Below are 22,315 nucleotides of genomic sequence, written 5' to 3' on the forward strand. Positions count from 1 at the left end.
ACTTGCCTGTGCTTAGCCGCGGCTACAGTCCCAGCACGCCCGCGATGAACGGGACCCACAGCACCATGCAGACGCAGAAGATGATCGCCGGGATCACACCCGCTTTGAACATGTCGCCGAAGGTGTAGTAGCCCTCGCCGTACGTGACGATAAGCGTTGGATTGACGGGAAGCAGGAAGTTGCCCGCAACGATGAACGCAAGCAGCATGGTCGGAATGGCCGGGGAAACGCCGAGCGATACGCAGATGCCGATGAGGATCGGGAGGAACAAGCTGATGATGGCCGCGCCTACCGGTGCGATCGTGTGCAGCAGATAGACGAATACAACGGTTACCAGCAGGAACAACGTAAAGTCAAGCGAAGTAACGCCGCTGTTCATGAACATGTTCGTCACGAACTGATCGGCGCCGGTCGACGAGAAGATGCCGCCGATGGAAAGAACCGAACCCACCATGAGGATGATGCTCCACGGAACCTGCGCAGAGAACTCTTCCCACGTAAGAAGGTTAATGCCCGGGAAGAACATGATACCGAGACCGATGATTGCCACCGTCGTAACGTTGAGGATCGGAATCCAGCTGCCGAGAATCCAGAGAAGGGGAAGCGCGAGGATCATGATGAGAGCACGTATTTCGAACGAGTTGGGCTTGCCCGCCTCATCGGCGGCTTGACGGAGCTTATCGAACGCCGACGATTCGATCGGCTCGGGCTTGAGGATCTTGACGATCGAGAACCAGCAGAGCGGAATGCAGAGGATGGCGATCGGAAGGCCGACGACGATCCAGTTCAAGAAGCTGATGGTCTGTCCGGTCAGCTCCTGCATGAGACCCATGGCCACGACGTTGAACGAGCTGCCGGCGGGCGTGACGACGCCGCCGATAACCGCGGCGATCGGGATGGCGATCATCATGCACTTGCCGAGGTTCGATTTTCCGGGCTGAGCATCCGCCGCCCTTAAAACAACGTAGGAAATGCCCATGAACAGAACCGCCGCAGGAACGTCGGACATGATGGTGGATACGAGTGCGGTACCGATCATGAACGCCAGGATGAGCTTTTCCGAACTCTCGCCGGTGATCTTGAATATCCTGTTCACCAGACGCACGCCCCACTCGGTCTTAAGGAGCAACGCGGGCAGCGAGAAGATCGCGATAACGTAGAAGACGACCGATGCGCTGAATCCGCCGAAGGCCGTCTTATACGTTGCCGCACCGATGACCACGGCGACCACGAGCGCGAGAATGCCCGTGACGCCCACGGGAAACGTTCCGCATACCCACAGCGACACGGCGAACAGCAGCGTCGCTATCGCCATAATGCCTTCGCGGGAAAGCTCGGGCGTTGCGGGAACGAACATGGCGATCACGAGTACCGCAACCGCAAGAACGATGCCAACGCCCTTCTTGTTTAAAAACCCCTCTTTGCTGAAAAACTTGGTTACCATTTCTTGTGCCATTTGTCTTCCTTTCAGAAAGCAACTACCGGCATATGTGATATCCCCTTACACCGCTCGGCCGGGCCCGTTGCACCGAGCGGCGATCGGCTCTTATACGGTCCGACGATCTCGGAAGATCCCCGGATCCAGCAGCCCTGCCGCCCGTAGGCGGCAGGCAGAAACTCATTACCCGATCTGGTTCTTGAACAGCTCGACCACGCCGACGTTCCGGTCCTCGTCGGTCGCGTCGGTCTCGACCATGCGCGAGAGGTACCCCTCGGCCTCGACGTAGACGCGGTAGGGGGCGGCGGCCACCTGGTCGAACCAGAAGTCGCCGAACTCGTCGGTCTCGGCGGCGACGACCGTGCCGTCCGCGAGGTTCTCGAGGGTCACCGCAGCGCCGACGACCACCTCGTCGGCCTCGAGGTCGACGGCGACGCCCGCCACGNGCCGAGCACACCGGCGTCGACCGGGTTCACCCACACCGGCTCGTACTTGTAGCCATCGGGACCGGTCACCTTCACGTACTCCTCCATCTCGCGGAACCAGGTTACGTCGTCGAGGTTCGCATGCACGCGCCACCGCGGGTGGTTCGATACGATGAGGAACGGGTACTTCCTGCCGCGCGGCAGGTACTGGCGCTCCTGATGGCCCGCGCCTTCGTCGATCCAGTGCGGAACCGGGCCGCGTTCCTTGTCGTCAGGGAACATGCTCGCAAGCGTGGTCGAGTAGTACTCGAGCTTGCCCGACGGCGTCTGCAGCGGATGGCCCTCGGGATCGGCGTAGAACTCGCTTAAGCCTGCGGGGATGTCCTCCCAGTTCTCAATGGTCGGGAACGGGTAGTACTGCTTCTCCTTGAACTCCTCGAACGTCATCTTCTTGGCGGCTCCTGTGTTCTCGAAGCCCGCCTGGATGTACTCTTCGCAGGTCTTGCCGCCCATGTAGCGGTCGAACAGGTTCTCGTAGATGCCGCCGAACTTCTCGAGCGCCTTGGCCACCTCGCCGACGGCTTCCATGTCGGACTTGGACTCGAGGCGCGGCTTGATGGCCTGGCGTTCGAAGTACACGAGGTTCCATTGGCCGTTGTCGGAGTCGGTTCCGATGTCCTCGGTCTCGAACTTGGTGTTCGTGGGCAGGATGATGTCGGCGAAGTTGCAGTCGTTCTCCATCCAGGGATGCTGGATGATGATGAATTCGATACTCTCGTGGCGCAGCGCTTCCTGCATCTCGTTGCCGCCGTTCCAGCACGTCTCCCAGCACGGCGTGTCGGACCAGATCATATGCAGGCGCTCGTTGCCTTCGAGCGGGAACGTGAAGGGACCGGTGAACTGGTCTTCGCGCGGGAAGCCCGCTCCGATGTGGCCGTACCACTGCACGGGCGGGTTCATGATCGCCTCGGGGATCATGGTCTTGGGAATGAAGCTCTCAGGGAAGCTCCGGTACCAGCCGCGATACGCGGGGCTGCAATCGGGGATCTCCGACGAGGGCGGCAGCGGCGTGACGGTCTGCATGCCGTAGAGCGTCCACTCGATGAACTTGAACTGGTTGGCGCCGGGCTTGCCGAGCCCCTGCATGCCGAGCAGCGCCACTTCGAGGCGGGCGGGCTCGTGAGCGTAGCACGACCTGATGAACGAGCCGCCGTTGCAGTGCGCGATCGACACGGCGTGCTTTGCCCAGTAGCGGGCGAACGCCTTGATGGTATAGGACGGAATCCCGCAGATCTTCTCGGCCCATTTCGGGGTCTTCGGCACGCCGTCCTCGCCTCCGAGCACGTAGTAGCGGAAGTGGTCGAAGCCGACCGCGTGGGTGTCGAGGTAGTCCTTGTCGTAGATGTCCTCGGTGATCCAGGTGTAGGCGATGGCCAGCTGGAGGGCCGCATCGGTGTTGGGCTTCACGGGGATCCACTTGTCGGCGTGCACCGCGTTGGTGTAGTTCACGTCGGGCGAGATGTGGATCTGCTTGATGCCGAGGTCGGTGAACCAGAAGCACAGGCGGCTCGCAAGATACCCTCCCCACCCGAGCGGGGTCGTCTCGACGTCGCAGCCCCAGAACAGCACCGCGTCGCCGTTCTCGGCGATGTCCTTGATGACGTTGTTCAGAAGCGACTGCTGCCCGAGCGGATCCATGCCCCAGATGTGCTTGGCGCCCCAGTACCAGCCCTCCCAGCTGTCGGGCTGGCGCGTCTGCAAGGTATAGGAGCCGATGAGGTCGAACATCCTGCTCTGGCAGCCGTGCGGCGCATGAACGAACTTCGTCTCGCCGTGGCCGTCGAGCTCGCAGAGGATCGAGTACGGGCCGTACTCGTCGTGGATCCGCTTGATCTCCTCGGCGGTGATGGCCGCCGCCTCGTCCCACGAGATGCGCACGTAGCTGCTCGTTCCGCGGTTCTGCGGGTTGCGCTCGCCGTGCGGATCCCAGTCGACGCGCTTGAGCGGGTAGGGTATGCGGTTCTTGGAGTAGACGCGCTTCTTATAGCAGAGGGACAACGGCGAGATCAGCGTCTTGAACCCCGGTTCGAACGTCTGGCCGCGGGCTTCGAGCTTCCAGGCGTTCAGATCCTCGGGTGTGTAATGCTCGTCGAAGTGGAAGGGCCTGATGCGGAGAATCTTGTCGTTCTCCTCGTCGATGTCGACCGAGCAGGCGTTGGTTCCGATGCCGAAGCTGTTGAACCCGAGGCCTTTCACGATAGGAGTACCTTTTGCGTTTATTGCCATATCTCCTCACTTTTCCTCGCCGACCGTTCGCTTGGGCAACGGCGGCAACGTCGGATGGATACGAAAAGAAGCATCCCGAAACGTAAGAAAAGCCCCGCGCTCTACCCCCTTTCCGGCTTTCCTTCCCCGGATGTCGAGGCCGATTGCATCCGATTCCCCGCCCGCACGCAATCGCCCTTTCGTTGAGCGAAAGCGTAAATCTTTCTAGCCATATCCTGTGTCGGGTGGTAATGTTGAAAAGGGTTTTTGCAGGTATAATCTTGTCGTACCAGAAGGTTGAAAGTGGGTTTCCTATGCAAGAAACACCTGTTCAGCAAGCATCGGTGGCACAGCCTACCTCCCATGACCTCCTGAACACCTACCTCATTGCCAGTCTGGGCTTCGGCTGCTTCATCGGATGGGATCTCATCGGCGCCTTCAGTCCCGCTACGGTGCTCCTCACCTATACCGACATACCCGACGCCTTCATCCTCAGGCTGGTAAGCCTCGGCGCGCTCGTACTCACCTACTTCGCCTGCAAGCTCAACGCCGATTGGTTTTTCGAGAACCGAGTGAAAGTGGCGGTGATAAGCACCGTGCTCTCGCTCGCGGTAGTCGCTAACGCCGTCGGAGGCAGGTATTTCTCGATTCCCGTGCCCTTGTCGGTTGTCTCGTGGGTGCTGTTCGGCATCGGAAGCGGCATCCTCGATCTCATCTGGTGCACCTACTTGAGCCTGCTGCCCACGCGGCGGACCCTCTCGACCATAGCCGCGGGCGCCTGCCTCGGTACGCTCATCTTCGTTATCGCGGCAAGCGCCTCGCCGGCGTCCGTCAGCCTGTTCGCGATCACGCTTATCCCCATGTTCTCGCTTTCCCTCCTCGTGTTCTCGTTCAAAAACCTTCCGCAAGCCAGCATCCTGCCCGTCAAGAACTATCGTCGCGCGCCAGCGCTCAGCGCAGCTGCTTCGATTTCAGTCGGAGCGCATGGCATTCTGTACGGATTCATAACGGCGTGCATGTTCTTCATCAGCCCGACCGCCGCCATCATCGTCGGCGGCAGCGGCATCATCGGAAGCATCGCCGCGCTCCTGTTCTCGCGTTACGAGCCGAAGATCGACCTCGACAACAGCTTCATCCAACGCGTTTCACTGCCGGTCATCGTGGTGGGTTTGCTGCTCCTGCCGCTGGTCGGGGAGACGGGGCAGGTTTTCTGCGGGTGCCTGGTCAACAACGCGCTCGCGTTCAGCTCGCTTCTGATCAGAGGGAACTCCTGCATCGAGAACGCCGAGTTTCAGCTCCATCCCGTCGATCGCTACGCGCAGCGGCAGGTGCCGCGCTGGTTCGGGTTCCTCGTGGGAACCTTCGTCGCGTTCGTCCTCGGTACGGCGATCCCCGAGCATGCCGTCGTATTCAACTTCGTCATCGTCATAATGGCGGGAATCGTCGTAACCGCATTCTCGATCTACAACGGCAACGACGGCAGAAACAAGGAGTTCCTCAACGGCCTTTTGACCGATCAAAGCTCGCCCGCCGAAGCCGAATCGTTCGTAAAGCTCCCCTCGCACTTCTACCAACGCTGCGACGAGGTGATCGCTGCCTTCGACCTATCGCCGAGGGAAGGTGAGATATTCTACCTGCTCGCAAAGGGACGCAACGCAAAGCACATCCAGGAGAAACTCTGCATCAGCTCATCGACGGTGAAAACCCACATCTACCGCATCTATCAGAAAATGGGCATCAACTCGCAACAGCTGCTCATCGATGCCGTCGACAACAACGCGAGCAGATCGGGCAATCGGAGCGCTCCGCCTACCGAGGGCGTTTAGCGAAGCACGCGATTCCAACCGCTTTGGCAAAGCCGCAGACCTATGGAACACCGCACTCGTTTCATTTCCGAGCGCACAGTCCGGCATCGTCTACAATGGGACGATCCGACCGAGAGGACGAACGCATGAACAAGGTGAAGATAACGGTTCTCAAAACCACGCTCGACGAGGAGCTTGCCGCCGAGTACGGCGCCGAAGGCCTTAAGGCGTGCCCCATGCATGAGGTCGGGCAGATTTACTACGCCGACTACGCCAAACCCGAAGGGTTCTGTGACGAAGCATGGAAGGCTCTCTACCAATACGCCTTCGCGCTCGCGCACGGTGCCGATGCGGGCACGTTCTACTACGGCGACTGGATTCGCACGCCCGGCGTCGCCATCTGCAGCTGCAACGACGGGCTACGTCCCGTCATCTTCAAACTCGAGGCCACCGACGAAGAGTCCGCCATCGGCTACGAACCCGTTCGCTAGCGGCCTCGTCGATCAGCCCACCTAGCCGATGCGCCCAACCGGCAGCCCGTCTAGCCGCATAGCCTGCACAAAACGCGGCCGAGATCTTCGAGATCGACAGGTTTGGCAACGTGGGCGTCCATCCCTGCGTCCAGAGCCGCCTTCACATCCTCGGCGAACGCATTCGCCGTCAATGCGATGATCGCGACGTCGTGCGCGCACCCAATGTCCGACGCCCGTATGGCCTGAGCCGCCTCGTATCCGTTCATAATCGGCATCATCACGTCCATGAACACGGCATCGTAGTACCCTGCGGGCTTTTCCGCGAACATCCGAACAACCTCTTCGCCGTTTTCGGCCCACTCGACCTCCGCCCCCCGCAGTCCGAGCAATTCGATCAATATCTCTGCATTGAGCTCGTTGTCTTCGGCGAGAAGGAACCGCTTTCCCCCGTAGTCGTATTCGTCTTCGGAAGCCGGACCGTCGATCGGCTGTTCCGCCTCGCCGGCAACCGCTATCCTCAGATCGAGGGTCACGCAGAAAACGCTTCCGACACCTTCCTTGCTGTCGACTTCGATCGTTCCACCCATTGCATCGACGAGAGCTTTGGTGATCGACATGCCGAGTCCCGTTCCCTGTATCTTCGAACTTGACGCCTGTCTGCTGCGCTCGAACGGCTCGAATATCCTCTCGACGAACTCCTCGGGCATGCCCATCCCGTTGTCGGAAACCGTGAACTTGATCTTAGCGTAGCTGGGGCTTGCCTGCCCGAGTTCCCTCACATCGAGAACGATGGCACCCCCCTCCTGCGTATACTTCACCGCATTCGACAGCAGGTTCAGCAGGATCTGGCTGATGCGAAGCTCGTCGCCAGTATACTCCCGATGAGACGGCCTCGAGCAATCGATGCGCATCTTCTGCCCTCTCGCCTGAGCCTGCGGGCGGATAATGGCCTCGACGCCCTCGACGATAGCATCGAGCGTGCATCGCTCTTCCTGCAAAGACATCTGCCCGCTTTCGATGCGCGACATCTCGAGTACGTCGTTAATGAGGTTGAGCAGATGCTGGGATGACAGCATAATGGTATGCAGGCAGCTTTCGACCTTCTCGCTCGCCTCGCCGCTTTCCTGCGCGATCCTCGCCATGCCCACAATGGCGTTGATGGGGGTCCTGATATCATGTGACATGTTCGCGAGGAACAGGCTTTTTGCCTCGTTCGACGAGCGGGCTATGGCAAGAGCCTGCTCCAGCCGGGCGCTGTTCATGCCCTCCCTCGTCCTGTCGGAAAGCACGAGGATGTACTTGTCCACTCCGTTGATGGACTCTCGGTACAACGTCTCTTGGTACCATCGGCGCTCCCCGGTGTTTTTACGGATGCGCTCGCGGTCGATCTGGAGGCACTCGCCTTCGCCGAGGCATTCAATATCTTCCGCCGCCGGATCGCACGACGGGTCGACCGCCGAATCGACGAGGGCACGAATGTCGTGCCTGACATCATCTGCGGAAACGCCGAGGAGCTTCTCGATGTTGGGACTCACGTACTCCACCGCGAACCCCTCGGGCGAGAACATGATGTATATGTCATCGGTGTTGTCGACCAGCATGCCGAACAACTGCTCGCGATACTTGATCTCGAGCTCTTTGGCGTTGAGTCTCTTCTTGTTTTTGTCGACCACGAACAGGATCGCCGCAAGCGCAAGTACGGCGAACACGCCGACGAGTGCGGCGATGGCGAACACGCTTTCGTCGTACACCACCCGCTCGACTAGCTCGGTATAGCCAGCGAACACGCCGACGAGCAGAACGGCCCCGAGGGCAACGGCTATGAGGATTCGCATACGGTGCACTCCCGCATCTCCTTCCCGCAAAACCCTCTTTAGAGCGCTGTGCCGCCGAACGGCCCGGACGGCGGCCTCATTGCCGGCTCGACCGCCAAGAGTATTGCAACAGGAGTACCCATCACCAGGTTTTCTTCCATCGGCCCTTGCTTTCCCTCAATCTTGAGATCGTCCTCATCAAGCATTCAATTAATGCCTGATCATATATTACCTTATTGCGTATGGTAACAGAATTATCCAACAAGGGGAGATGCTCCGGCAACTGTCAGAAAACCGACATGTGGCGCTGGGTTCGCCTGCGCAGCGGGGGTCGTCAACCCCGCATTCGCGGTGTACGTGCACCGCGCTTGTCGGAGTCCGCCGCAGCCAACAACATCGCGCAGTCGGCTGCGGAGAATCGCAACCAACGCACGTACGAACGCTCAGCGCGCGTTGGCTGAGCGCAAACAGCGTGCCGTTGCGCTCGCATCGCATTCGAGCAGATCGGCCGGCGTCCCTGCGAAAACGACCGATCCGCCCTTATCGCCGCCCTCGGGGCCGAGGTCGATAACCCAATCGCTGCGTTCGATCACCTGGGCGTTATGCTCGACCACGACCACCGTAGCCCCCGCGTCGATCAGACGGTCGACAAGCGTCAAGAAGTGGTTCACATCCTGCGGATGCAAGCCCGTCGTCGGTTCGTCGAGCAGATACAGGTCGTTCGAGCCCCGCCGCATGCCGATTAGCTCCTTGGCCAGCTTGAGGCGCTGCGATTCGCCGCCCGAAAGCGTCGTGAGCGATTGGCCGAGCGCAAGATAGCCCAGCCCCACTTCGTCGAGCAGGCCGAGCGTGCGGGCGATCCGCGGATGATCGCAGAAGACCCGGGCCGCTTCCTCGACGGAAAGATCCAGCACATCGCTGATCGAGAGGTCCCCGAACCGAACGGAAAGCACCTCATCGGAAAAGCGCTTCCCCTGGCATGCCGGGCACGGCAGCTCGATGTCGTTGAAGAAGATCATGTTGCTGGTCACGAAGCCGAGTCCCTCGCATCTCTCGCAGCGGCCGCCCGGCGTATTGAAAGAAAAATGCTTGATGCCGAGACCGAGGCGCTTCGCATCAGCGGTAGCGGCGAACACCTTTCTCACGTCGGCATACGCTTCGGAATACGTCGCCACGTTCGAGCGCTTCATCTTCGCTATCGGCGCCTGGCCGACCACCACCATCCGGTCGAACTGCGCGCATCCGTCCACCGCGTTCTCGTCGCCTTCGCGATCGCCGCGGGCTATAACCTCGAAAACCAGCGTTGATTTGCCCGAACCCGAGGGGCCGGTTACGGAAGTGAGACAACCGCGCGGGATATCGAGGTCGATGCCGCGCAGATTGAAACGCGTTGCGTTTCTCACCCGAACGGCACGCTGAGCGGGATTCCGATAGGCCTTCTTGGCCGGATGGGCCTCGCGAAGCCAACGCCCCGTAGCGGATCGCGGCGCGGATTCTATCTGCTCAAGCGAGCCGAAAGCCACGATCTCACCGCCACGCACCCCCGATCCGGGACCCACATCGACGATGTAATCGGCCTCCCGCATCACATCGGTATCGTGTTCGATGACAAGCACCGTGTTACCGAGATCCCGCAGGCTCTTCAACACGGCGACCATGCCCGCCGTATCCTTGGGATGAAGACCGACAGTCGGTTCGTCGAGTATGTATATGATCCCCGAAAGCTCTGAATCGAGCACACCCGCAAGGCGCACGCGCTGCAGCTCGCCTCCCGAAAGCGTAACGATCTGCCGATCGAGGAAAAGGTAACCGAGCCCCACCCGCAAAAACCTCTGCAACTTGGTTTTTATATCGAGAAGGTAATCCTCGACAAGGCTACGCCGGCGCTCGTCAAGCGTTTCCGAAAGCCCGCTCACCCATGCGAACAGCTCCTCGATCGACACCCCCGAAAGCTCGGGCAGCCGCACGCCTTCCACGGTAATCGAGCGACCGAGATCGCCGAGGCGCTCCCCGTGGCAGGTCGGGCACACTTGGGAGGCGAAGTACCGATCGAGCTTTTTCGCGTCGCCGCCCTTCTCGGCGAGCTTTCTCCACAGCATCGGATAGACGCCCTCGAACCGTCCGCTCGCAACCGATTTCGGGATCTCGGTATCGGGAAACGCCCGTCGAACGCCGTCGCTGCCCACCCCGTTCAGAAGGATGTCCTTTTGAATATCGCTGAAATTCGCAACGGCTACGTTTTCAGGGATGGGCACACCGAGCGCACGGTAAGCCTGGAAGAGCACTCCTATCTGGTATTCTTTGTACTTGTGCTCCCAAAAGGAAACGGCACCCCCCGCAAGCGACAGGCTCTCATCGACCGCGTGTTCCTCATCGATGGCGAAAACCCGCCCGAGGCCTTCGCATGCGGGGCATGCCCCGCTTTCGGTATTGAACGAAAACTCGGTTCGGGTCACCTTGTCCATCCGCTTCCCGCACAGGTTGCAGTACATGTACACGTAGAAATCGCCGTCGATCTTTTCGGTTTCCTCCACGCAATCGGCAGCCGATATCGTCCGTGCGCAATGGGGGCACTGGCGCACGCCGAGTTTCTCGTATACCATGCGCAGATCGGTGTAGACGTCGCTTGCCGTACCGACCGTGGAGCGAGGATTTCTATTGTTGTCGGTTTGGGATATCACGATAGCGGGCGACGCATTGCGAATCCGCTCCACGCGGGGCTTCTGGATGCCCTGCATGCTCATCGCTTCGAGGTACTGGCGCTGGCACTCGTTGAAGAGCACGTCGACGAGCAGCGTCGATTTGCCCGATCCCGAGAGCCCGGTGAACACCACGAGCTTTTCTTTGGGTATCTCGAGCGAGACGTGCTTGAGGTTTCCCTCGGTCGCATTCTGGATGTGGATGCTCCGCATTGCAACTCCCGACTGCCGTTCAACGATAGCCGCTTATTATACCCCTACCTCAGTTGGAAATTTCGCAGCTCCAATGACCTGAATGCCGCATACTGCTCGGCAAGGGCTACGAGCTGCTTTCGTTTCACGTGCGGCGTATCGTCCCAAAGCGTCATCGACACGTCGATCTTCCCCTTGATCGCCTTCGTCTTCCATATGCCGACGACCTTGCCGCCATCGAGGATCGCCCCGGGATTGCCGACGTACTTCCACACGAGCTTCTGAAGCGACCTGTCCTGCAGGATGACGTTTCGGTCCCGTAGATCGAGATACGGATCATGAGCCCCAAGGAGGAGGAGCCGCGCAGTGCAATCCGATGCGTCAAGCAGGCTTTCCCTGTCCGACGAGAGCGCGAAACAGGTTTTTCCCTCGAACCGAACCGGCTCCATTTCTTCGGAAGCGGCCTCCCACAAGCGCCGTGCCTGCTTGCGCGAGCTACCGAGCCAAGCCCTCAGGCTATCGAGCGTGGTAGGACCGTAGCAATGCACGAATCTGCGAACCAGCTCCCTATCCGCATCAGGTATGCGATCCGGCGCATGCCCGATCCAATTCTCGAACGAAGTGAAGGTCGGGCTCGACTCTTGCCGCTCGCCGAACACCACGAGCGACGAAAAGGAACACGGCCTCAGCAGAAACGAGACGGCCGCTTGGCCAACCGTTTGCCGCTCGGGATCCCCGTACATCGACGGATCTCTCCACCGCGCCTTCCGATCGAAAGGCAGATCCCTCTCAATCAGTTCGGCGATCGTCGCATCGAGCGCTTCCTTGCTTCTGACGGTATGTCCGTCGAGGTACCCGACCGCCGCTTTCGTCCGATTAAAAAGATCGTCGAACGGCATCTGCAGATGGTCGAGCGCACCGGTGATTCCCAAGGTGTAGATCCACGGGTCCTCGCCCGCTCGGGCAATGAGGGATCCAAGGAACACATCGCTCTGATCGGTCGGGAACACGACGGGAGCGCCTCGGTAGCTCCAAGCCTGGAGAAGGCTCTTCCGTTCGTACAGAGCCTCGCGAATCGCACCGAGCGTGCAGTTCTCCACGCGGTTCCATAGAGCCGTTTCCCAAGCGCCGGGCGGAGAGTTCTGCACGCCGCACGCACCGACGACTTCCTCGACGCGCCCGAGCAGTACGCGCCCGTCCAAATGATGGGCGCGAAGCCTATGGTTGCGAGCCGCACTCGCTTCGACGGTATCCATATCGCTTAAACCCCGTTCAGCACGCAGCCATCCGAGCAGTTATCCCGATTCTACCACTGCGGCAGTGCGGAAGCGGGCATATGAGAAGCCGCCCGCGCTCGGCGAAACCGTCGAACGGCGACCTCGCTCGAAAGAGAAACGTCGAGCCGGACGCCAGAAGTTCGCTATAGAATGATAGACATCGACTGCCAGTGGATTCCATTGCCTATCGCGCCTAAGGAGCACAGGTGAATATCCTCGTCGTTGGAGGCACACGGTTCTTCGGAAAGCAACTCGTCTGGGAGCTGCTCGGCCAAGGCCATACCGTCGCCGTGGCAACACGCGGAAAGATGCCCGACCCGTTCGGGGGCCGCGTTACAAGGATCGCTTTGGATAGAACCGATTCCCGCAGCGTGCGCGATGCGCTCGGCGGTGCGGACTACGATCTCGTGTACGACAATATAGCCTATGCGTCGAACGACGTTCGCCGTCTGCTCGATACCGTGAGAACGGATCGCTACATCCTCACATCGAGCACCGCCGTATACGACAAGAAGATAAACACGGTCGAGACCGACTTCGACCCCTTGGCACAACCCGTATCCTGGGGCGAACGGGCCGGCTTTTCCTACGCTGAAGGCAAGCGACAAGCCGAGGGAGCGCTTTTCCAGGCATACGGCCGCATACCGGCGCTTGCGGTCCGCTTCCCCTTCGTCATCGGGGACGACGACTATACGCTGCGGCTGCTCTTCTACATCGAGCATGCCGTTTCAGGCGACCCCCTCTACGTAGACAACGAGTTCTCGCAGATGAGCTTCATTTCGCGCGACGAAGCAGCTCGATTTCTCGCCTTCCTTGCAGACCGTGATTGCACAGGTGGCGTCAATGCGGCCTCCAAGGGCACCATCGCGCTCAACGAGGTGTTCGGTTTCGTATACGAGAAGACGGGTAAGCGCCCAATTCTCAGCGATTCGGGCGAGGCGGCTCCCTACAACGGGGAACCATCCTACAGCATCAACACCGACAAGGCCAAACGACTCGGGTTTGCGTTCTCGAATGTCAGGGAATACCTGTTTCCGCTCGTCGAAAAGCATCTCGAGGACGCATTCCGAACGCACGACCGCCTTTCAGGCGAAGGTTACAGCCCCGTATCATGAGAAGCCACCGAGACGGCTCTTGCGAAAAGCTGCTGTACAATGACCTTGTCCATAAGGGTATGCACAATGTTCCCATCCACGTTACGGAGTTCGCCATGGATTTATATGCCTCGATCGCACAGCGCAAATCATGTCGGAAATACGACATGGAACCCTTGAGTCGCGAAGCCATGGACGAAATCGAGCGGGCAATCGAGGGCTTCGACCACCTGTATCCCACCGTCGAGCTCGAGCATCGCTTCACCAAAAAGGTCAAGGGCCGCTTCCGCGTCGAGGCGCCGCACTACCTCGTTGCAAGCGGAAACGGAGCACCCGGCGAACAGGAAGCCGCCGGTTTCCTGTTCGAGCAGCTCGCCCTCTGGTTCGACGCCATGGACATCGGCTGCGTCTGGCTCGGATCCTCGAAAGACACCGAAACCTCGGACACGAACCAAGACATCATCGTACTCGCCTTCGGAAACTGCCCCGAATCGGTTCACCGCACGATCGACCAGTTCAAGCGCCAGCCCATCGAAGATATGACGAACGCCCCCGACGACGCGTGCATACAGGCGGCCCACCTCGCACCCTCGGGCATGAACACCCAGCCGTGGTACTTCGAGAAGCAGGGCGACAGGGTTCTCGTGTACGAAAAGAAGTTGAAGCCGCCCATCTCGCTCGCCTACAAGCTTTCGGATATCGATATGGGCATCGGCCTGTGCCACTACGCCCTAGCATGCAAAAAAGCGGGTGGGGATTTCGCCTTTGCTCGCGATGCGGGCATCCCGAGCAAAGCGGGCTATCTGCCGTTCGGGGTTATCGAGTAGCACCCCGGGAAACTGGAGTAGAATATACCGAGCACACCTGAGTACGCCCGAGAAAGCACGTATCCGCTGCAAGGACGGCATCATGGACGACAGCGCCATCCCCACCAACTTCATCGATTCCATCTCGATCAAATGGAACGAGGTGCCGGACACCGCCGTCTACCCCTTCAACGTAGCATCCCTGTCCAGTCTGACCACCTTGCATCTCGATGCACCCGTCACCTTTTTCTGCGGAGAAAACGGTACGGGAAAATCGACCCTGCTCGAAGCGATCAGCATCGCCTTAGGGATGAACCCCGAAGGAGGCTCCCGCAACTACCTGTTCTCCGTCAAAAAGACCCATTCGGAGCTCCACGATTACCTGGCTATCGAGCGCTCGCTTCGCCGACCGAGCGACAGCTTCTTCGTCCGATCCGACACCATGTTCAACCTCATAACGGCAATGGACGAGCTCGAAGACGACAAGAGGTACTACGAAGGCCGCTCGCTCCACCGCCGCTCGCATGGGGAGGGCATCCTGGCGCTCGTATCGCGGAGGTTCGCGGGCAACGGCCTCTACATCCTCGACGAGCCCGAAACCGGGTTGTCGCAAATCGGCCAGATCGCGCTTCTCTGCGAAATAAAGAGGCTCGTCGGCGCAGGCTCCCAGTTCGTCATCGCCACCCACTCGCCCATCCTCCTGTGCACGCCCGATTCGGAGGCGTTCCAGTTCGATGACGAGATTTCACGCATCGATCCCAAAGAATCCCTCGAATGGACCGTCCTTCAAAGGTTCATCGAAGATCCCGAAAGAGCAATAGACGAGTTTTCCCGGTTGTAGAAAACGCAACGGAGGCGATATGCGCTAGATTTCAGCCGTGTTGGTCGCGCCTGCTTGCATTCCCACCGAATCTGCTCCCTTTTCGCTCTTTCCAAAACCGCAGGTAGATGTCTTGGGTTATACCGCGGGTTAAACATTTAACCCGATTTTACGCGTTCGCCCGATGCGCTGCCCGCTTCCTCGGCACAAGCTATGTCCCGCATCGCCGAATCCGCAGAAACGATTCCCGCGATGCCGTGCATGCAATCATCAAGGAAGGGATACCATCATGTCGAAAATGGAAGTCACGCGCCGCGACCTTCTCAAGTTCGGCGGTCTCACCGCCGTCGGCGCCCTCGGAGCCACCGCGCTCGCAAGCTGCGCACCCGCCGCATCCGCTGGAAGCGGAAGCGGAACCGCAGCGGCATCGGGTAGCGAGGGCTATCCGGCGTTCTTGCAGCAGCCCGAGCCCATCACCGAATTCGCCGACACCAGGGAGTTCGACGTCGTGGTCGTCGGCGCAGGCGAATCGGGGCTGTCCGCCGTCCATGCCGCGCTCGAGGCGGGTGCGAGCGTAGCCTGCGTGCAGAACATCAACACCGTGCAGACGGCGGGTAACATGGCTGCCGCGCTCGATCTCGACAAGACCGACGAGGCCGGCATCAAAGCCTGCATCTCGTTCATCAACTACAAGAGCGACTGGCGCTCGAACCGCGACGTGGTCGAGGTGTGGGCGCGCAACTCCCAAGAAGCGCTCGCCTGGTGGGAGGAGGAGGCGGCCAAGGGCGGCATCGAATCGCAACCCTACGACTACAGCCTCACCTACAACGGATACGATTTCTACCTGCACGCGAACACCTACTTCCATATCGAGGGAGCCCATCAGGCCGCAGCGCTCGTCATCGGCGACGCCCTCGCTTCGCGCGGAGCGGAATTCTTCTTCAACACCCCGTGCGTGCAGCTCTACAAGGAAGGCGATCGCGTGACGGGCGTCATCGGCGAAGGTGACGAGGGACACATTCTGTTCAAGGCGTCGAAGGGCATCATCATGGCCACGGGCGACTACGTGGGCAACCGCGAGATGCTCGATTTCTACGCACCCGACACCAAGGGACTCCATCAGGCCATCCTGTTCCGCGACGGCAGCGGACTGTGCGCCGCCATGGGAGCGGGCGCGCAGATGTGCGCTCCCAGCCACACCAAGATGGTGCACGGCGAAGGCGCACCGGTACGTTTCGAGATGCCGTTTCTGTTCCTCGATCGCCACGGAGAGCGCTTCATGGACGAGGGCTGCTGCCGCATGGGCTACCTCAACGAGTTCAGCAAGCAGTACCTCGCAGAAACCGGATTCGAGGATTCAACCGCCACCAAGTTCTTCAGCATCGTGCCCTCGAACTGGCAGGACTACTACGAGCAATGGGACGCGCTTGCCCCCTACGACATCTCGACCAACAACGCCTACCGCAAGGTCGATCCCGAGAAGTGGATTCACGGCGATACGTTCGAGGAGCTTGCCCAGGCCATGATCGACTACGCGAACGAGCAGCCTTGGGACCACGACTACACCGTCGAGTCCATCGTGGCCTCCATCGAACGTTACAACGAGCTTGTCGCCAAGGGGGCCGACGAGGATTTCGGCAAGCGCCCCGAATACCTCACCCCCATCGAAGCGCCCTGCTACGCCGTTCCCCGCGGTGCGAACAACATCGACGCGATGCTCGACGGCCTCGAGGTCGACGGCAACTACCAGTGCCTCGATGCTGACAGGAAGCCCATCGAGGGCCTGTTCGCCGTCGGCAACGCCTCCGGTCGCTTCTTCGGCGGCGGCAACTATCCGATGGACATCGAGGGCCTCTCGGTCGGCCGCGCCATCACCACGGGCTTTGCGACCGGCAGATACGTAGCCGGCCTCTAGCGTCTGGAACCACCGCACGTCTTCCCTCCCGGTGCCGCCGCCCTCCCGCGGCGGCACCGCTGTTCGTCAGCGCCCATGGACGCGACCGCGAAGCCCGCCAACGCCTTCGCCTCCCGTTCTGGTAGCATGGTTGTCTACCACCAAGCGGAAGGAAGCAGCATGAAGCGCATCGATCATCTCGAGCAGATGATTCCCTATATGTTCGCACTCGGTTGCGCCCGCACCTGGCTCACGCTCCTGTTCGCCGAACCCGCAATAGCGTCGGCCGCGATCCCGTTCAACCCCCACGTGTTCTTCGACTACTCCTACGCGCTCGTCGGCATCGCCGTCGCGCTCGCAGCGCGCCGCATCGCGCCTTTGCAGGAAAGCCGCTGGGCGAAACCGCTGGCGCTCGCTTTGTGCCTCATCGCGTCCACCTGCATGCTCGCGGCCGCTCGCCTGCCCGAAACGGCTGCGCCCCTCTCCTTGTGCGGTGCGATCGCAGGTGGAGCGGGGTTTCTTCTGATAGTCTTGCTCAACGCCGAGGCACTCGTTCCTTTGAGCCTTCTGCGCATCCTTTTATACTGGGCTTCCTCTCAATTCATCGCAGTCCCGCTGGCCTACTTCTGCCAAGGACTCGATCAGCAACGTCTCGAACTGGCGCTCTTCCTCCTGCCCATGATCGCCGTATGGTGCGTTTCCTTCGCCTACAAAACCGCACCCGCCTCGGGCCGCCCGAACCGAACGTGGCCGCGCTACACGTTCCCCTGGAAACTCGTGGCGCTCTATGCCATCTACATGTTCGCCTACGGGCTGCGCGAGCAGCATCTCATGGCTGTCGGCGGGGCGGGCATGCACTCGTCCCTCTCGACCGCCCTTGTCACCGGCGGACTCATGATAGTCTGCCTATGCGCGGGAAAACTGCCCATCAGCGCCCTGTACCGCTCGCCGCTTCTGCTCATGGTGTGCGGATTCCTCCTCATCCCCATGGAGGGGATCCTCGGAAACGTCGCCTCGGGATACCTCATCTCCATGGGCATGACGTTGACGGGGCTCTTGCTGGGGCTTTTGCTGTTCGACCTCTCGAAGCGCATGGGGATCGCCATCATCGCGCTCATGGGCGTGGAGAAGGCGGCCTACCTGTTCAGGATATGGGGAAACGATTTCGCCTCCCTGCTCGATACGTCTCCTTTGCCCATGCAGACGCAAGACACCGTCCTCATGGTTGCAGTCATCATGCTCGTGCTCGTGGGCACCTTCATTCTGCTCTCCGAAAAGGAGCTCGCCTCAAGATGGGGCATCCGCCTGCTCGACACGGGTGATCTGGCCGAAGAGAGCCGTCGCACCGAGCTCGTCGCCGCGCGCTGCGACGAGATAGCGCGCCGCTATCGCCTCTCGCCGCGCGAGGACGAGATCCTGCGGCTGCTCGCACGGGGAACGTCGAACCAGGCCATCGAGCGCGAGCTGGTCATCGCGAGCGGCACCCTCAAGGCCCACATCCAGCACATCTACGCCAAGCTCGACGTACACAGCAAGAAAGAGCTCGCCGCGCTGTTCGAGGATGCGGGCGAGGAAGGAGAGGGCCGCTAGGCAGCAGCGAGCCCCTCCCGCCTTCGAACCGCAAGCCGCAGCCCACTACCACGGCCCCTGTCGAAGCTCCGCTGCACGAATGGACTCAGAAAACCGATGCAGTGAACGCTTCGAGCGCTCGGGGGTTTCCGAAATGCAGGATTTTGCTCGTTGTGTTGCGGCCGAAAGGCGCAGAGGAACGCTCTTGTCTTTCAACCGCTCAATAACACCTGATCACAAGCTTGCCCAAAAAACCAGCTGCGAGCGTGGACGTGATTTGCAGACCATCCGACCGCTTTCGTAGGCGCAACCGCAACACTTCGGTAAAAAACCCGCGAACGGGCTCTGTGTGCTCTTTCGAGCGCAACGGTTCGCCCGAGAACAAAGAGAAAATCCCGAAACGGCAGCCGAACCGGACTCGTATAACGTTCATTCACCGCTACGGGTTATACTTGCATCGTGCATTCAGCATGCACCCGCAGGCCGAAACCTCAGAAGGGCAGGATATGGACTACCGAATTGCCGAAGTAACCGCGAACAAGAAGAAGTATCTCGATCTGCTGCTGCTCGCCGACGAGCAGGAAGACATGATCGATCGGTACCTCGACGACGGCTCTCTCTTCGTCCTCGACGACGAGGGCGTCAAATGCGTTGCGGTGGTCGTTGCGTTGAACGCGGAGGAATGCGAGCTGAAGAACATCGCCACCTATCCCGAGCACCAGAACAAGGGCTACGGTAAGGCTATGGTCGATTACCTGTCCGGTCGGTACCTGGGCGAGTTCGAAACCATGTACGTCGGCACAGGCGACGTGCCGAAGATCCTGAGGTTCTACGAGCGATGCGGCTTTCGCATATCGCACAGGGACGAGAACTTCTTCATCGACAACTACGACCACCCGATGTTCGAGGACGGCGTCCAGTTGCGAGACATGGTCTACCTGCGCAAAGACGTCTAACCGCCCGCCCGAACCGAGCGAGCCCTCACCCGCACCCGCCCGCAAACGATGGCGACCGCAGGCATCCTGCATCCGTGCGCTTGGGCGTCAGAACCAGCGGAGCTTCTTCAGCGCGAACAGGAGCGTCAGAGCGACGAGCGTCGTGCAGCCGGCCACCACGGCGAAGCCCCAGGGGTAGTCCGCAAGGGGTATGCCCAAGAGGTTCATGCCGAAGAACCCCGCCACCGCCGTGGGTATGCACAGCACAAGCGTTACCGTAGCCACCACCTGCATCGTGCGGTTCAGATCGTGTTCCATGAGCAGGCTGAAGTGGTTGATCGTGGAATCGAGGATCTCGGAGTATATCCGCGTCGTCTCGAGCGCCTGGCGGTTCTCTATCAGCACGTCGTCGAAGCGGCCGCGGTCGTCTTCAGTGGGAAAGGGCGACCGACGCAGGTACTTCTCGAAGATCGCATCGTTGGTGACGAGCGATGTCTTGAAGTACACGAGTGAGGAATCGAGCACGTAGAGATCCTCAAGCGCCTTGCGCGAAGGGCGCTTCGTCGTGGACGTGAGCTCGGCGCGCCGTCGGTTGATGATGCGCAGCGCCATGAAGTAGGCCGAGGACGAGGCCATGAGGATGTCGGCCGCAAACGCATGCACGTCTTCGGTCGGAGAGAGCTCCTTCGACGCCTTGAGCTGGTCGATAAGCGGTATCTTGCACACCGAACAGATGGTCACCACGTTCTGTGGCGTCTCGAACAGCGCGATCGGGATGGTCTTGTAGCTGCGCTCGTTGGACGAGCGGTCGCGCACCGGCGTGTCGAGGATAAACATGGCGTAGCCGTGGTCGTCCTCGATGCGCGAGACCTCTTCAAGGTCCAACGCGGCGAGAGCGTCCTCCTCTGCGAAGCCGAACTCGGCGCGCACATGGGAGAGCTCATCGGAAGTCGGCTCGAACACGGCTACCCAGCAGCCGGGCTCCTCCTTGTCGATCTTTTTGAGCGAACGGTGCTCATCGGTGCGGAAGTACTCGATCATGCGCCTACACCTCGCAACAGGCGGGCGGATACGTCGACGGTTGTCACGAAGCACACTCCTTTGCATACGATAGCCCGGCACATCGGCGCGGCGAGCCATGCGTTCGGCGAAGCGCGCAGCGCCTCCGATATTCGATTATAGTCCATTCTTACGTTTTTCAGGCGCGGCGTCGACCAAATGACGGGCACGCCGTCCGCTCGATGCGAAACCTATGAGCTCACACCCGAAGCGGACCCCCGCTTGAGCAGGGAATGCTCATGATAACGCGCGCGCCGACGATGCGCCCCGCCTCGTCTGTCCTGTTGGAAAGCTCGACCGTCCCGCCGTGCGCATGCGCTGCCTCGGATGCGGCAGAGAGCCCGATGCCGTAGTGCGCAACGGACGCGGCGGCGCTCCGCGACGAATCGCCGCGGAAAAACCCCTCGCACCCCCGTTCGAGCGCTTCNGCCGAGGCACTCGTTCCTTTGAGCCTTCTGCGCATCCTTTTATACTGGGCTTCCTCTCAATTCATCGCAGTCCCGCTGGCCTACTTCTGCCAAGGACTCGATCAGCAACGTCTCGAACTGGCGCTCTTCCTCCTGCCCATGATCGCCGTATGGTGCGTTTCCTTCGCCTACAAAACCGCACCCGCCTCGGGCCGCCCGAACCGAACGTGGCCGCGCTACACGTTCCCCTGGAAACTCGTGGCGCTCTATGCCATCTACATGTTCGCCTACGGGCTGCGCGAGCAGCATCTCATGGCTGTCGGCGGGGCGGGCATGCACTCGTCCCTCTCGACCGCCCTTGTCACCGGCGGACTCATGATAGTCTGCCTATGCGCGGGAAAACTGCCCATCAGCGCCCTGTACCGCTCGCCGCTTCTGCTCATGGTGTGCGGATTCCTCCTCATCCCCATGGAGGGGATCCTCGGAAACGTCGCCTCGGGATACCTCATCTCCATGGGCATGACGTTGACGGGGCTCTTGCTGGGGCTTTTGCTGTTCGACCTCTCGAAGCGCATGGGGATCGCCATCATCGCGCTCATGGGCGTGGAGAAGGCGGCCTACCTGTTCAGGATATGGGGAAACGATTTCGCCTCCCTGCTCGATACGTCTCCTTTGCCCATGCAGACGCAAGACACCGTCCTCATGGTTGCAGTCATCATGCTCGTGCTCGTGGGCACCTTCATTCTGCTCTCCGAAAAGGAGCTCGCCTCAAGATGGGGCATCCGCCTGCTCGACACGGGTGATCTGGCCGAAGAGAGCCGTCGCACCGAGCTCGTCGCCGCGCGCTGCGACGAGATAGCGCGCCGCTATCGCCTCTCGCCGCGCGAGGACGAGATCCTGCGGCTGCTCGCACGGGGAACGTCGAACCAGGCCATCGAGCGCGAGCTGGTCATCGCGAGCGGCACCCTCAAGGCCCACATCCAGCACATCTACGCCAAGCTCGACGTACACAGCAAGAAAGAGCTCGCCGCGCTGTTCGAGGATGCGGGCGAGGAAGGAGAGGGCCGCTAGGCAGCAGCGAGCCCCTCCCGCCTTCGAACCGCAAGCCGCAGCCCACTACCACGGCCCCTGTCGAAGCTCCGCTGCACGAATGGACTCAGAAAACCGATGCAGTGAACGCTTCGAGCGCTCGGGGGTTTCCGAAATGCAGGATTTTGCTCGTTGTGTTGCGGCCGAAAGGCGCAGAGGAACGCTCTTGTCTTTCAACCGCTCAATAACACCTGATCACAAGCTTGCCCAAAAAACCAGCTGCGAGCGTGGACGTGATTTGCAGACCATCCGAC

General features: G+C 60.5%; 17 protein-coding genes. 10 read left to right on the forward strand and 7 right to left on the reverse strand.

Going from position 1 to position 22,315, the window contains the following annotated elements; all coding sequences use genetic code 11:
- Nucleotides 1–22: 22 nt before the first annotated feature.
- The 3 genes from C1722_RS05290 to C1722_RS05300 form a co-directional block, all read right to left on the reverse strand.
- The gene (locus tag C1722_RS05290) at nt 23–1,456 is read right to left on the reverse strand and encodes an SLC13 family permease (RefSeq protein ID WP_102378315.1); all 1,434 of its coding nucleotides are present in this window, start codon (nt 1,454–1,456) and stop codon (nt 23–25) included.
- A 165-nt stretch (nt 1,457–1,621) separates the two neighbouring features.
- On the reverse strand, nt 1,622–1,882 hold the full coding sequence (locus C1722_RS05295; RefSeq protein WP_180995044.1) for a carboxypeptidase-like regulatory domain-containing protein: 261 nt from the start codon (nt 1,880–1,882) through the stop codon (nt 1,622–1,624).
- Complete coding sequence (locus tag C1722_RS05300; protein ID WP_102378317.1) at nt 1,825–4,149, reverse strand: molybdopterin-dependent oxidoreductase; 2,325 nt, start codon at nt 4,147–4,149, stop codon at nt 1,825–1,827. The genes C1722_RS05295 and C1722_RS05300 overlap by 58 nt, the downstream gene beginning before the upstream one ends.
- A 293-nt stretch (nt 4,150–4,442) precedes the next feature.
- Here C1722_RS05300 and C1722_RS05305 point away from each other — a divergent pair, with 293 nt between their 5' ends.
- A complete protein-coding gene (locus C1722_RS05305) occupies nt 4,443–5,954 on the forward strand; it encodes a helix-turn-helix transcriptional regulator (RefSeq protein ID WP_219724276.1) in 1,512 nt (503 codons plus the stop codon).
- 125 nt (nt 5,955–6,079) lie between these two features.
- Nucleotides 6,080–6,424 (forward strand): TIGR04076 family protein, encoded by a 345-nt coding sequence (locus C1722_RS05310; RefSeq protein WP_102378319.1) that lies wholly within the window; start codon nt 6,080–6,082, stop codon nt 6,422–6,424.
- A gap of 50 nt (nt 6,425–6,474) precedes the next feature.
- Here the strand turns inward: C1722_RS05310 and C1722_RS05315 are convergent, their stop codons facing one another.
- The 3 genes from C1722_RS05315 to C1722_RS05325 all read right to left on the reverse strand — a co-directional run bounded on the left by C1722_RS05315 (nt 6,475) and on the right by C1722_RS05325 (nt 12,367).
- Complete coding sequence (locus C1722_RS05315; RefSeq protein ID WP_102378320.1) at nt 6,475–8,241, reverse strand: PAS domain-containing hybrid sensor histidine kinase/response regulator; 1,767 nt, start codon at nt 8,239–8,241, stop codon at nt 6,475–6,477.
- Nucleotides 8,242–8,663: 422 nt separating this feature from the next.
- Nucleotides 8,664–11,132 (reverse strand): excinuclease ABC subunit UvrA, encoded by a 2,469-nt coding sequence (locus C1722_RS05320; protein WP_102378321.1) that lies wholly within the window; start codon nt 11,130–11,132, stop codon nt 8,664–8,666.
- A gap of 44 nt (nt 11,133–11,176) precedes the next feature.
- Nucleotides 11,177–12,367: a winged helix DNA-binding domain-containing protein gene (locus C1722_RS05325; protein ID WP_102378322.1), complete on the reverse strand. Its 1,191-nt coding sequence runs from the start codon at nt 12,365–12,367 to the stop codon at nt 11,177–11,179.
- A 227-nt stretch (nt 12,368–12,594) separates the two neighbouring features.
- Between C1722_RS05325 and C1722_RS05330 the strand changes: the two genes are divergently transcribed.
- The 6 genes from C1722_RS05330 (at nt 12,595) to C1722_RS05355 (ending at nt 19,527) form a co-directional block, all read left to right on the forward strand.
- Nucleotides 12,595–13,503, forward strand: a complete 909-nt coding sequence (locus C1722_RS05330) for an NAD-dependent epimerase/dehydratase family protein (protein ID WP_102378323.1) — start codon at nt 12,595–12,597, stop codon at nt 13,501–13,503.
- A 95-nt stretch (nt 13,504–13,598) separates the two neighbouring features.
- On the forward strand, nt 13,599–14,309 hold the full coding sequence (locus tag C1722_RS05335; protein WP_180995046.1) for a nitroreductase family protein: 711 nt from the start codon (nt 13,599–13,601) through the stop codon (nt 14,307–14,309).
- Between the two features lie 82 nt (nt 14,310–14,391).
- Entirely contained in the window at nt 14,392–15,129 is a 738-nt protein-coding gene (locus C1722_RS05340; protein WP_102378325.1) for an AAA family ATPase, read from the forward strand.
- A 268-nt stretch (nt 15,130–15,397) separates the two neighbouring features.
- Entirely contained in the window at nt 15,398–17,023 is a 1,626-nt protein-coding gene (locus tag C1722_RS05345; RefSeq protein ID WP_180995047.1) for an FAD-binding protein, read from the forward strand.
- Nucleotides 17,024–17,182: 159 nt separating this feature from the next.
- Complete coding sequence (locus C1722_RS05350; RefSeq protein ID WP_180995048.1) at nt 17,183–18,592, forward strand: response regulator transcription factor; 1,410 nt, start codon at nt 17,183–17,185, stop codon at nt 18,590–18,592.
- A 485-nt stretch (nt 18,593–19,077) separates the two neighbouring features.
- Nucleotides 19,078–19,527: a GNAT family N-acetyltransferase gene (locus C1722_RS05355; protein WP_102379546.1), complete on the forward strand. Its 450-nt coding sequence runs from the start codon at nt 19,078–19,080 to the stop codon at nt 19,525–19,527.
- 87 nt (nt 19,528–19,614) lie between these two features.
- Here C1722_RS05355 and C1722_RS05360 read toward each other — a convergent pair whose 3' ends face one another.
- Nucleotides 19,615–20,547 carry a magnesium transporter CorA family protein gene (locus C1722_RS05360; RefSeq protein WP_180995049.1) on the reverse strand — a complete coding sequence of 311 codons (933 nt, stop codon included), beginning with the start codon at nt 20,545–20,547 and terminating at the stop codon, nt 19,615–19,617.
- 464 nt (nt 20,548–21,011) lie between these two features.
- Here C1722_RS05360 and C1722_RS05370 point away from each other — a divergent pair, with 464 nt between their 5' ends.
- Both C1722_RS05370 and C1722_RS17115 read left to right on the forward strand, forming a co-directional pair.
- Nucleotides 21,012–22,043 (forward strand): response regulator transcription factor, encoded by a 1,032-nt coding sequence (locus C1722_RS05370; protein ID WP_102378330.1) that lies wholly within the window; start codon nt 21,012–21,014, stop codon nt 22,041–22,043.
- A gap of 79 nt (nt 22,044–22,122) precedes the next feature.
- Nucleotides 22,123–22,315 (forward strand): hypothetical protein (locus tag C1722_RS17115; RefSeq protein WP_219724277.1); only part of this gene is annotated, 193 nt, incomplete at its 3' end.

The sequence above is a fragment of the Raoultibacter timonensis genome (assembly GCF_900240215.1).
Taxonomy (GTDB): Bacteria; Actinomycetota; Coriobacteriia; order Coriobacteriales; family Eggerthellaceae; genus Raoultibacter; species Raoultibacter timonensis.